Raw genomic sequence first — 11,918 nt, forward strand, 5'->3', positions numbered from 1 at the left:
CGGTCCCCCGCGCCGAGCCCGGCCGGGGAGGCCCCGGCCAGCGGTTCGATCAGCTCGTGGGTGCTGGCCGGGGTGTCCTGCACGAACTCCAGCAACGTCATTCGCCGCCGCGCCGTCGCCGCGGCGGCGAAGGTGTCCCCGGCCCAGCTCTGCGCGCCGGCCAGCGTGTCGAGTGCGGCGGACTCGGCCAGTGGATCGCCCGTGCGGTGCGCGAGGTCGACCGCGCGCACAGCGACCGCGATCGTCTCCGACGTGGCGTCGCCGGACGGGTACCGGTCGGCGAAGGCGTCGGTGAGCACCCGCCCGGCCTCGGCGAGAGCCACCGCGGCCTGCGCGTCCGGGTCGTCGCCGGCCAGCTCCCGCGCCTCCGCGACGAGTGCTATCGCCTCCTCCGGCGGCAGGACCCGGACGAACTTGCTCGAGAACCGGTACGTGTTGGCGGCGGCGGTCGCCAGGTCGCGGGCGGCGGCGGCGGTGTCCCCCGCGCGGTGGGCGGCGTCCGCGGCCCCGCGCCGGAAGCGGTACATGTCGTCGCCGCGCATGCGGCATCCGGCAACGGCCGCAGCCTGTCTCAGCATCACGGCGGCGGCGGCCGGGTCGTCCGCGAGCGCGGCGGCCTGCTCGTAGCGCCACTCGGACTCGCCGATCAGGTTGCGGGTGAAGAGCAGGTCCGCCAGGTGCCGGGAGAGGAGGTACGCGTCCCCGCGCTGCTCCGGCCGGTCCGCCGCCCACGCCGTCGCAGCACGGAAATCGTCGGCCACCGCATCGAACCGCGGCCGCCAGTCCGCTCGCACCACCGCCAGATCGGCGGCCTCGGCCAGGCACCAGCGCACGTGCCTGGCCCTCGTGTCGACCAGCTCACCGGCCTCGCCGAGCTGCTCGGTCCCGTACTGGCGGATGGATTCCAGTGCCCGGTACTCGGTCCCCGTCGGGGTCGCCGTAGCCACCAGCAGGCTCTGCTCGACGAGCCGCGCCAATCCGTCAGCGACAACGCTCTTCTCGGACGCGGCCACGTCCGCCGCCGCATCGATGGTGAAGGACTTGCTGAACACCGACACCCGGCGCAGAAGCACCCGATCGTCCAGGTCCAGCAGTGCGTGACTCCAATCCAACGCCGCCCGCACCGAGCGGTGCCGGTCCTCGGCACGGGCGCCGCCGGCGAGCATCCGGAGCTGATCGGACAGTCCGGCGTTGAGGCCGTCGAGTCCGAGCGTGGTCCACCGGGCGGCGGCCAGCTCGATCGCCAGCGCCACTCCGTCCAGTCGCTCGCAGAACGCCGCAACATCGTCACGCAACGCATGATTCGGCGGCCAGCCACTCGCCGCCGCGCGATCCATGAACAGCGCGACCGCATCCGATCCGCCGTCACCGGCCAACGACATCGGTGGGACCGGGTAGACCCGTTCGAACGGCACCATCAGCCTGGCCCGGCTGGTGGCCAGGACCGTCACCCCGGGGCACGCCGCGAGCAGCCTTTCGATGAACGGCGCCACGCCCTCGCGCACGTGCTCGCAGTTGTCCAGCACCAGCAGGGTGTGACGGTCGGCCAGCGCGGCCAGCACCGACTCGTCGATGCCGTGGCCCGGCTGCTCGCCGAGCCCGAGTGCGAGGGCGACCGTGGCGGCGATCGCGTTGATGTCCGGGTTGGTGATCGGGACCAGATCGACGAACCACGCCCCGTCGGGGAACTCGCCGGCCCCCTCCGCGGCGACCGCCAACGCGAGACGGGTCTTACCCACTCCGCCGGGACCCACCGCGGTCACCTGCCGGTGCTCCACGAGCATCTCGGTGAGCTCGGCCCGCTCCCGCGTCCGGCCGACGAACGAGGTCAGCGGTGTCGGCAGGACCGGCGCAAGGTGTGACCGGTCGGCGCGAGCGGGCGCGGGCGCACGCCGGGCGAGCGCCCGCCGATCCGGGACCTCCAACTTGCGCAGCAGGGAGGAGACGTGGCTCTCCACGGTGCGCACCGAGATGAACAGCCGCGCTCCGATCTCGGCGTTGCTGAGGTGCTCGCCCACGAGCACCAGCACGTCAGCTTCCCGAGCCGAGATCTCCACTGGCGCCGTCATAGCCCGCATTCTGCCGCACCCGGCTCGGCACCCCTCGGCACCTGCGTGGGCGATCCGTGCCCGCCACTCAGTGGACGGTTCCGTGGTCGCCACGGATGTGGAGGGGCCGGGCCGGGCGAGAAGCTGTGAACACGTCCGGTTCACACCATCGGGCAGCCCACCGGGCCGACGCGGCCCACGACGTCAGGAGTGATCATGACCAGCCCTTCCAACCAGGGAATCAAGACCGTGCTGCATCCCGTGTCCGACCTGGCGGCGGCCAAGGCGGTGTACTCGGCCCTGCTCGGCGTGGCACCGCAAACCGACTCGGAGTACTACGTCGGCTTCGAGGCCGAGGGCCAGCACATCGGGCTGGTGCCGAACGGTGGGCCGCAGGCCATGACCTCGCCGGTGGCCTACTGGCACGTCTCGGACATCGAGGCCAAGCTGGCCGAGCTGACGGCCGCGGGAGCCGCGGTGAAGGAGTCCGCGCACGACGTCGGCGCAGGCCGCCTGGTGGCGACGGTCACCGACACCGACGGCAATGTCCTCGGGCTGATTCAGGACCACTGACTACCAACCCTTCTCATCCGCACAGGAGATCCCCATGAGCTCGATTACCGATGTTCGGCGGATTCACCGCTGGACGGCCATCGCCTTCACGGTCACCGTCCTCGTCGCCACGGTCGCGGTCTCGTTCGAAGCCGCCATCTGGTTTTCCTACCTGCCGCTTCTCCCGCTCGCCCTGCTCCTGTTCAGCGGCCTGTACCTGTTCGCGCTGCCGTACCGGCGACGCGGCGCGCGACAGACCGTCGACGCCCGGTGACCCGCCCCGATCGTCCCCGTCACGACCACCCCGAAGGGAAAGACCGATGACTGCTCAGCAGACCATCACCGCGAAGACCAAGTCCGCAGTGGGATTCTCGACCGAAGAACGTGCCGCGATGAAGGAGCACGCCCAGGAGTTGAAGACGGCCGCCCGCCGCGGCTCGCGTGCGACCAGGGCGGACGGGGAGCAGGACGTGCTCATGAAGATCGCCGAGATGGGGGAGTCCGATCGCGTCCTGGCCGAGGGGATCCATGCCGCCGTCAAGGCGAGCGCGCCGAGCCTGACGCCGAAGCTCTGGTACGGCATGCCCGCCTACGCCAGCGACGGCAAGGTGGTCTGCTTCTTCCGAAGTGCGGAGAAGTTCAAGTCGCGTTACGCGACATTCGGTTTCGAGGACAAGGCCATCCTCGACGACGGGACCATGTGGCCGACCTCGTTCGCCCTGACGGAGTGGACCTCCGCCGCCGAGAAGAAGGTCGGCGAGCTCGTGAAGAAGGCGGTGGGCTGAGAACCGGGCCGGCTGGGGGGCCGCGGCGAGCCGCGGTCTGCCGGGCTGATGGTCGGCAGCCGAAGGTGCCACCAGTTCCGGCGGGCCGTCGACGCGGAAGTCCATCATCAGCATGCTGAGGTAGATGGCGATGGTCTCCAGCGCGCGGCCCGAACCGGCGGCTGCCGCGATCGCCTGGTGCACCGGTGCGACGGGAATCGCACACCAAGAACGAGTTTCGAGTTCGTAGGCGACCAGATACCAGCGCCGCTTCCAGTTGATCAGGCGGTGCGGCTCGACTTCTGTCGTGCCGTTCTCTCCCGCGACGGACACTGCGGTCGTGTCTCTGATCGCGCCGGCCAGCGCGGTGAGCACCGCGGCGGGAACAGGGGCGTCCGGTTCGCGCGAGCCGGTGGTCGCCGGTTCGATCACAGTGGCACTACGCAGCGCCGTTACCTTGCGCTGCAACCGTTTCGGCAGGATCTGCTCGAGCTTTGCCAAGGCGCGCGAGACGTTCTCGGTGATGTCTGCAATGCCGGTGGAGCCCGTCCGCGGCAAGGTCGATCGCGACTGCGACGGCAACCGCCTCGTCGTCGGGGAGCAGCGGGGGGCGGTGATCAGGCCGTACAGCATGGCACCGAGAAATGCGAAAGCCGCCCGTCCCGCAGCGGGGAGGGCGGCTTTCCGATTCGATGCCGACGACAGCCTAGAAGGGCTGGCCCAGCATCGTCGCGATCAGCTGCAGCGGCATCGTGACGAACGACGCCCCGACGAACAGCGCAGATCGCAGCGGATCACCGGCCAGGTACCCCTCGCGGATCCATTCCAAGGCATCAACAGCAGAACCCATGTGTCTTCCTCCCCATTCGATTGCGATACAACCGACGTGTCGGTCGCGAAAGTGATTCTGTTACACAACGAAACAACCGGCAGACGTCACTGCGACCGAACCAGGGGTCGACCAGACCCGTCGGACGCCGCGCCGGGGGCCGGCTTCAGGAACCCCGGGGCCTAGCCGTCCGGGTCTGCGTCGTCCGCGACGATCCAGGCGGCGACCTGCGTGCGGGTCGTGAATCCGAGTTTCGCGAGGACATTTTCCACGTGCCCCTCGGCAGTGCGCTGCGCGATCACCAACCGCTGCGCGATGGCCTTGTTGGTCAGCCCCTGCGCGACGAGTTCGGCGACCTCTCGCTCCCGTCGGGTGAGCCGGACGCCCGGTTCACGGGCCCTGGGCGTGGCGAGCGCCTTGTCGTTGAGCGCGTAGGCGACCGCCGCGTCGATGTCGAGGTCACGACCGCGGCGGTAGGCATCCTCGAAGGCGCGCGGTCCCAGGACGCGGCCGGCGTCCGCCCACACTCGGTCGTGGTGACCGTGCAGGTCTCGGATGACGATCGTCGGGTTGCCCGCGGCCTCGCCGACCGAGACCGCGGCGCCCATCAGGACGGCGGCCCGCTCGGCCCCGCCGTCGTCCGACGCGATCCAGGCGAGGGTCTCGAGGCAGGTGGACGTCGCGAGCGGATCGCCCACCTCGCGGGTCAGCCTCAGTCCCGATTCGATCAGCTCGCTGCTGCGGGCCAGCTCTCGGCGCTGGAAGAGTGCCATGCCGAGCGTCCACATCACGTACGACCGGTACATCGACTCCCCGTGGGATGCGGTGATGGCCAGCGCCTCCTCCTGGCAGGCGATCGCGCGGTCGGGGTCGCCCCACACCCCCCGCGCCAGGGCGAGCCCGAACAGCGCCTCGACCTGCTGGAGCAGGTCGCCCTCGGCACGGAATCCCTCGAGGGCCGACTCGAAGCAGTCCACCGCGCGTGGCAGATCGCCGGAGAACATGGACAGGAAACCGGTGCCCAGGTCGAGCAGCGTCTTCGTCGCCGGGTCGTCCACCCGGTCGACCAGCCCGCGCATCTCCGCGATCTGCGCCCGGGCGGACTCGATGTCGCCCTGCATCTCGGAGAGCACGCTGTTGGCGCACAGCCCGGGGATCCGTTCGGCGGGCCCGTGCCCGTCGGTGCCGGCGAGGGCTCGGTCCAGCCAGCTCTTCGCCTCGCCGTACAGGCCGCGCGAGATCCAGTACTGGTACAGCGCGACGGCCATCACCAGCCCGGTCCCCGACTGCCCGGGCTCGCTCACGCAGAACTCCAGCGCGTCGCGCAGGTTCGGCTGCTCGCGAGCGAGCCGGTCGGCCCACTCCAGTTGGCGTGGGCCGATCCATTCCGCCCGCGCCCGCCGGGCCAGTTCCTCGAACCAGTCCCGATGTCGACGTCGCGTGTCGTGGAACTCCCCGGCCTCCTGCAGCTTCTCGCGCCCGTACTCGCGCAGCGTCTCGAGGAGCCGGTACCGGACAACCTCGCCCGTCTCCTCCCGGATGAGGATCGACTTGTCCACCAGCGAGGCCAACACGTCGATCAGCTCGTCGTCGGCGAAATCGGTGCCGCAGACCGTCTCGGCGGCATCGAGTTCGACGCCGCCGGTGAACACCGCCAGCCGCCGCCACAGCGTCCGCTCCCGCTCGCCCAGGAGGTCGTGACTCCAGTCGATGCACAGCCGCAGCGTCTGCTGCCGTGACGGGGCGACGCGGTTACCGGTGGTCAGCAGTTGGTATCGGTCGGTGAGCCGCTGCAACAGCTGCTCGGCCGACAGTGCCCGCAGCCGGGCCGCGGCCAGCTCGATCGGCAGCGGCAGCCCCTCGAGCCGCTGGCAGATCCGGGTCACCGCCACCTTGTTGTCCTCGGTGAGACCGAACCCGGGAACCACCGCGCAGGCACGCTGCGTGAACAGCTTCACCGCGTCGTAGCGCGGCAGCCCGCGCAGCGTCGAGTCGCGATCGGTATCGGGCACCGTCAGCGGAGGCACCCGCAGTACCGCCTCCCCGCCGGCGGCCAGTGCCTCCCGGCTGGTCGCCAGGATCCGCAGTCCGGCTGCGGCACGCAGCAGCGACTCGGCCAGCGCCGCGACCTCGTGCACCAGGTGTTCGCAGTTGTCGAGGACCAGCAGCAGGTGTCGATCGGCCAGGAAGTCGGCGAGCAGTACCTGCGCCGGGCGGCCGATCCGCTCGCGCAGGCCGAGTGCGGCCGCGACCGTGTCCGCCACGAACGCGGGGTCGTGCAGCCCGCCGAGTTCGACCAGCCAGACCCCGTCCTCGAAGGTCGACTGCAGATTCGCGGCGGCCCGCAGCGCGAGGCGGGTCTTGCCGACACCGCCCATGCCGGTCAGGGTCACCAGGCGCGATTCGGACAGCAGCCGACGGACCTCCGCCAGTTCGCGGCGGCGGCCGACGAAGTTGGTGAGCTCGTGCGGGAGGTTACCCACCCGCTCGCGCGCCGCGGACCGCATCGGAGACGTCCCTTCGTGATCGCGGCGCCGCTACGCTGCGGTTACGCGGCGCACCTGACGAAGTAAGGGTATCGCTCCCGAGGATCCGAGTGGGCGAATCGCACCCTGATCGGATCGGCGCGGCGGTCCGATCCCGCGCCCTCGATCCAGGCACAGCCCCAGGGCTCGTCGTCGAGGGCGACGATCGCGATCGTGCAGGGCTCGTCGGCGGGGCCGACCACCGCCAGGACGTGGTGATGCAGCGGGGGCTCGTCGCGGACCGGTCGGTGCCGGCGTCTATCCCGCTCGGCGAACGGTGTCACCGCGTGTCCCCGCGATTGCGAGGGCCTCGGCGCGGCAGTCGCTGCACCTACGCTCGTCACCGATCAGGGCGTATGCCGCAGCCAGACCCAGCAGGGTCGAGATCTGCTCCTCGCCTCCGCCGGCCCGGCACGAGGCGAGCGAATCCTCGAAGCAGTACACCGCGCCGCGCAGATCGTCGTCGAACACGGCCATGTACGCGGCGGCCTCGGCCACCAGCGCGGCCAGCGAGAGGTCACCGTTGCGCGCCGCCGCGTGCCCGGCGCGGTCCACCAGCGTTTCGGCGGCCGAGAGGTCGCCGTCGTATCCCGCCAGCACGCTGTCGATGCACAGCGCCGTCACCCGGTCGGCGACCGCCGACCCGCCGTGGTCGGCGCGGGCATGGCCGAGCTCACGCACGATCCTGGACAGGAACACGGCGCTGGTCATCCACAGGGACGCCTCCACCTCCCCGGGCTCGGTGGGGCACCACTCCCGCGTCTCGCGAACGGTCGGCTGCTCCCTCAGCAGCCGCTCCTCCCACTCCGGCGCGTGCAGGCCGGGTCGTCCGGCGCCGGCGGGGTCCACCAGCGTGCTGTTGTAGGCGCGGTAGAGCTCGGTCACGGATTCGAACATCGGTCACCTCGGTGTCGCGGGCTTCTGGGGCAGGTACCAGCGTCCGTGTCGCGCGTCACACCCGGCCAGGTGAGAACTACCTGAGTTTGCCGGTCTCGCCGTACCCAGTTCCCGCCCCTCACGACGCCGATCGTCAGCCCGCGACCAGGTCCATTCGGAGGAATTCGCTGATGCGGAGCAGCCTCGGCGGGCGTGCCACCTCGGCGGAGAGGGCCTGGAAGGCCTCGGTCTCCCCGACCAGGCGCGGCGCCGCGAGTTCCACGTCCCGCCCATCGACCCGGAGCTGCGCAGCGCCGGCCGCCAGGACGTTCTGCACCCAGTCCGAGCGCGATCCGTACACCAGAACGAACAGGTAGCCGTCGTCGACGGGATACGCATCGAGCGGCGTGCGGTACGTGGCGCCGGAGGTGCGGCCGACGTGAGTGAGCACCGGCCACTTCCCGCCCGCGATCGCGCGAGGATTGAACACCCGCTTGTTTATCTGCCCCCACCACAGCGGCATCGGCATCGGGTTCTCCGTCTCTCGCCCCGCGGGGCGCGTCAGGGCCGGGCGTTCGCCGACCTCGCGGCCGATCCACACCCCGAATTGTCTTACACGTGTAAGGCTGGCTTACGCCTGTAAGGTTGTCAACACTTCCGGCCCCAGGAGCCCCCTTGCCACCAGCACCGCCGCCGTCCCGGCCACCACTCAACAGAGATCGCGTACTGGAGGCCGCGATCCGGGTCGCGGATCGCGGCGGCGCGGAGGCGATCACGATGCGCCGGGTGGCGCAGGAACTCGGCGTGGAGGCGATGTCGCTCTACCACCACGTCCCGAACAAGGACGCAATCCTCGACGGCGTGGTCGACGCGGTGTTCACGGCGATCGAGCTACCCGACGCCGGGTGCCACGACTGGCGTGACGCGATCCGCGCACGCGCCTGCTCGGCACGAACGGTTCTGTCGCAACACAGTTGGGCCCTCGGCCTCATGGACTCCCGACGCAACCCGGGGCCGGCCACGCTGCGCCACCACGACGCCGTCCTCGGCATCCTCCGCGAGGCCGGGTTCACGCTGCCGATGGCCGCACACGCGGTCTCGCTCGTCGACAGCTACATCGGCGGGTACGTCCTCCAGGAGTCGAACCTTCCGGTGACGACACCGGGCGACGTCGGGGAAGTCGCCGGCACCATCCTCGAGCACCTGCCGACGGACGAGTTGCCGTACCTCACGGAGATGATCGTCGACCACGCCTTGCAGCCGGGCTACGACCACACGAGCGAGTTCGGCTTCGGCCTGGACCTGATCCTCGATGCGCTGGAAGCCCGCCGCGGGTAGTACCGAGGCTTGACCCTGACACAGTGACAAGGTCTCGAATGGTCGGCGAAGGAGGTGGTTGTCGTGAACACAACCAACCACGGTGGGCCGAATGCTCACCTCGTCGACGCTCTGGTCGCAGCCGACCCGTCGGGCCGGCTGCGGGCGGCGCTCGCTGCAGGCACGCACCCCGATCCCCGTCTCACGGACACTCTCGTCGACCGGTGTGCCGTCGAACCGGACTTCTTCGTCCGCGACATGCTGACCTGGGCGTTGTGCCGCATGCCGACCGAGATCACGGTTCCGAGACTGATCGACGAGCTCGGGTCCGACACCGCGCAGGCCCGCAGTCAGTCGCTGCACACCCTCTCCAAGATCGGGGATCCGCTCGCCTGGCCGGCGGTGCCGGCGCTGCTGCACGACGAGCACGACGAAGTCGCGCGCAGCGCGTGGCGGGCGGCCGTGGTGCTCGTCCCGCCCGGCGACGAGACGGCGCTCGCGGACGACCTGGCGACCGAACTCGGCCGGGGCGACCATCAGATGCAGTTGAGTCTGAGCCGTGCGCTGGTAGGACTGGGGGAGGCCGTCCTCCCCGTGCTCGACGCGGCCGGGACGAGTCCCGATCCGCGCGTTCGCGCGCACGCGGAGGTGACGAAGCAGCTCTACCTCGACCCCGACAGCGGGTTCGCCCCCTCGCTCGAGGCGGCGAAGCGCGTCGCGGTCACCGGCTCGGACACGTAGCGGGAGGAGACGAGATGTTGATCGGTGAGGTCTCGCGGCGGTGCGGTGTCAGCACGCGGATGCTGCGCCACTACGACACGCGGGGACTGGTCAAGCCCACGGGACGCACATCCGGCGGCTACCGCGAGTACTCCGCCGACGACATCCGTCGACTCTTCCACGTCGAGAGCCTGAGGACCCTGGGGCTCTCGTTGAACGAGGTGGGGCGGGCGCTGGACGAACCGGATTTCGCGCCGGCCGACCTGGTGGGAGACCTCGTCCGGCACACGCGCCGGCGGATCGCGGCCGAGGAGGAACTGCTCGTCAAGCTCGAACGCGTCGACGCCGCCGCCCCAGCCGAGTGGGACGACGTCCTGGCCATCGTCACCCTGTTGCGAGCGCTCGAATCGGAGTCCGCTGCCCGCCGTCAACAAGCGGTCTTGTCTCACAACGGGACTGCGGCGTTACCCGTCGAGGCACTGGTCGAGGCCGTCCTGTCCGAGAACGACCCCAATGTGGCCGGGGTGTTGCACTGGTCGTTGCGGCGGGCCGGCGGTCGGGGACTCGCGGATCTGGCCGACGGTCTCGACTCGGAGGAGGTCGAGGTCCGGCGGCGCGCCACCGCCGCGATAGCGGCGATCGACGCCGCGGAGGCGACGGCACACCTGCGACGAGCCCTCGACGATCCGGACGCCACGGTCCGCGGACACGCCGCCCTCGCTCTCGGCACGCGGGGGAGTAGCGACTCGATGCCCGCCCTGCTCGAGATGGTCGTCGAGGGGCGGCGCGATGTCGAGGCCGCCGAGGCACTGGGCCTTCTGGCGGCACACTCGCCTGCCGACGACCTCGTCGAGGTCATGCAGGACAGGCTCCACGCGACCGACGACGCGCCCACGCGGTTGCGGATCACGCAGGCCCTCGCCGAGATTCCCGGCACGGCGGCACGACAGACACTCGCCAGGCTGACCCACGACGGCGACCGGACGATCGCGGCCACGGCGGCGGCGATCGTTTCCACGCAGGACCGCGAACGAGGAAGGTAGCACCGACAATCGTGTTGAGAAACCGAGTGTGAGGAGAGCGTGTGCGGTTCGCGTTGGACGATGTGGTGGCTGAGGTGCCCACGGAGCAGGTCGACGAAGCTCGGCGCTTCTACGCCTCGAGGGTGGCAGGACGTGGCCCGAGCAGTCCCGAGGAGTTGAGGGAGGTACGGGGGAGGAGTTCCGCCCCTGCTCCCGTCGACCCGCCGGCGATCGAAGAGGTGGTCCAGGCTGCGGGGTCGTGTGTCCCGGTGCGGATCTTCACTCCCACCGACGGCCGGGTGCGGGGCGTCTACCTTGACATCCACGGCGGCGGCTTCTACATGGGCTCTGCAGCAGGCGAAGACGTGCGCAACCGTGCGCTCGCGGACGCACTCCAGTTCGCCGTCGTCAGCGTCGACTACCGGCTGGCCCCCGAACACCCGTGGCCGGCCGCGCCCGCCGACTGCGAGACGGCGGCGCTCTGGCTCGTCGAGCACGCCGGCGCCCGCTTCGGAACATCCCGACTGGCGATCGGTGGGAGGTCGGCGGGGGCAACCCTCGCCATGACGACCCTGCTCCGGCTGAGGGATCGCGGAACTGTCGACGGGTTCACCTGCGCCGCACTCCAATTCGGCACATACGACCTGAGTGCGCAGACTCCGGCCGGGCGTCGGATCGCCGACGAGTACTTCATCCAGGCCTACGCCGGCCACGTGAAAGACCGCACCGCTCCGGACATCTCACCCGTCTACGGCAACCTCCACGGGCTTCCCTCGACGCTGCTGGTCGTCGGGCGCGACGACGTGTTGCTGGAGGACAACCTCGCGATGGCGGGACGGCTTGCCGCCGTGGGCAACGACGTCGAGCTCCGGATCTACCCCGAGTCCCCGCACGGGTTCACGGGCCACCCAACGGCACTGGCCAGGACGGCGCTCGACGGCGTCCATTCGTGGCTGCGCGAGCGGGTCGCCCGACCATAGGAGGGTGGACCCGCAGGTTCGTCCGGCAGCGGTGTCGGTGCCTTGCCCTACGTTGAGGGCATGGGGATGACGTGGGCGCAGGTTCGGGGACTGAACTACAGCACGATGGGACGTTCCGTACGTGCCGAGTTCTGGGCGGATGGCTCGTATGCCGGCCGCGTCTGGCACGTGCCGCCCACGTCGTGGCGGATCGAAGACGCCTCCGGCGAGCTGTCGTTCATCGAGAACGACACCGACGAGTACCGCAGGGCGGACGACGCAGTGCTGGTGCACGCGGCCAAGTCC

General features: G+C 70.4%; 12 protein-coding genes and 1 pseudogene. 8 read left to right on the forward strand and 5 right to left on the reverse strand.

Features of this window, described 5'->3' with window-relative positions:
- A partial coding sequence (locus ACFXGJ_RS05545) for an ATP-binding protein (RefSeq protein ID WP_378617297.1) occupies nt 1-2,069 on the reverse strand: 2,069 nt, incomplete at its 3' end.
- A 195-nt stretch (nt 2,070-2,264) separates the two neighbouring features.
- Here ACFXGJ_RS05545 and ACFXGJ_RS05550 point away from each other — a divergent pair.
- From ACFXGJ_RS05550 to ACFXGJ_RS05560, 3 genes are read left to right on the forward strand one after another with little or no spacing between them, the layout of a single operon-like run.
- Nucleotides 2,265-2,621, forward strand: a complete 357-nt coding sequence (locus tag ACFXGJ_RS05550) for a VOC family protein (RefSeq protein WP_378617299.1) — start codon at nt 2,265-2,267, stop codon at nt 2,619-2,621.
- Between the two features lie 34 nt (nt 2,622-2,655).
- On the forward strand, nt 2,656-2,874 hold the full coding sequence (locus ACFXGJ_RS05555) for a hypothetical protein (protein ID WP_378617301.1): 219 nt from the start codon (nt 2,656-2,658) through the stop codon (nt 2,872-2,874).
- Between the two features lie 46 nt (nt 2,875-2,920).
- On the forward strand, nt 2,921-3,385 hold the full coding sequence (locus tag ACFXGJ_RS05560) for an iron chaperone (protein ID WP_378617303.1): 465 nt from the start codon (nt 2,921-2,923) through the stop codon (nt 3,383-3,385).
- Nucleotides 3,386-3,646: 261 nt separating this feature from the next.
- Here ACFXGJ_RS05560 and ACFXGJ_RS05565 read toward each other — a convergent pair.
- Nucleotides 3,647-3,739 (reverse strand): annotated as a pseudogene (locus tag ACFXGJ_RS05565) (hypothetical protein); the annotation flags it as partial.
- Between ACFXGJ_RS05565 and ACFXGJ_RS05570 the strand changes: the two are divergent.
- A complete protein-coding gene (locus ACFXGJ_RS05570; RefSeq protein WP_378617305.1) occupies nt 3,705-4,379 on the forward strand; it encodes a hypothetical protein in 675 nt (224 codons plus the stop codon). The pseudogene ACFXGJ_RS05565 and the gene ACFXGJ_RS05570 overlap by 35 nt on opposite strands.
- On the opposite strand, the gene ACFXGJ_RS05575 is transcribed toward ACFXGJ_RS05570, so the two are convergent.
- The 3 genes from ACFXGJ_RS05575 to ACFXGJ_RS05585 form a co-directional block, all read right to left on the reverse strand.
- Nucleotides 4,376-6,700, reverse strand: coding sequence for an ATP-binding protein (locus ACFXGJ_RS05575; protein ID WP_378617307.1), 2,325 nt, complete (start codon nt 6,698-6,700; stop codon nt 4,376-4,378). The two genes, ACFXGJ_RS05570 and ACFXGJ_RS05575, sit on opposite strands and share 4 nt — an antisense overlap.
- 276 nt (nt 6,701-6,976) lie before the next feature.
- Entirely contained in the window at nt 6,977-7,615 is a 639-nt protein-coding gene (locus ACFXGJ_RS05580) for a hypothetical protein (protein WP_378617309.1), read from the reverse strand.
- A gap of 133 nt (nt 7,616-7,748) precedes the next feature.
- A complete protein-coding gene (locus ACFXGJ_RS05585; protein ID WP_378617311.1) occupies nt 7,749-8,123 on the reverse strand; it encodes a nitroreductase family deazaflavin-dependent oxidoreductase in 375 nt (124 codons plus the stop codon).
- A gap of 146 nt (nt 8,124-8,269) precedes the next feature.
- Here ACFXGJ_RS05585 and ACFXGJ_RS05590 point away from each other — a divergent pair, with 146 nt between their 5' ends.
- From ACFXGJ_RS05590 to ACFXGJ_RS05605, 4 genes are read left to right on the forward strand one after another with little or no spacing between them, the layout of a single operon-like run.
- Nucleotides 8,270-8,932 (forward strand): TetR/AcrR family transcriptional regulator, encoded by a 663-nt coding sequence (locus tag ACFXGJ_RS05590; protein ID WP_378617313.1) that lies wholly within the window; start codon nt 8,270-8,272, stop codon nt 8,930-8,932.
- Between the two features lie 54 nt (nt 8,933-8,986).
- Nucleotides 8,987-9,652, forward strand: a complete 666-nt coding sequence (locus tag ACFXGJ_RS05595) for a HEAT repeat domain-containing protein (protein WP_378617315.1) — start codon at nt 8,987-8,989, stop codon at nt 9,650-9,652.
- Nucleotides 9,653-9,666: 14 nt separating this feature from the next.
- The gene (locus ACFXGJ_RS05600; protein WP_378617317.1) at nt 9,667-10,674 is read left to right on the forward strand and encodes a MerR family transcriptional regulator; all 1,008 of its coding nucleotides are present in this window, start codon (nt 9,667-9,669) and stop codon (nt 10,672-10,674) included.
- Nucleotides 10,675-10,715: 41 nt separating this feature from the next.
- Entirely contained in the window at nt 10,716-11,633 is a 918-nt protein-coding gene (locus ACFXGJ_RS05605) for an alpha/beta hydrolase (protein WP_378617319.1), read from the forward strand.
- The last annotated feature ends 285 nt before the right edge of the window (nt 11,634-11,918 follow it).

The organism is Rhodococcus sp. NPDC059234, assembly GCF_042754225.1.
Lineage (GTDB): Bacteria > Actinomycetota > Actinomycetes > Mycobacteriales > Mycobacteriaceae > Rhodococcus_G.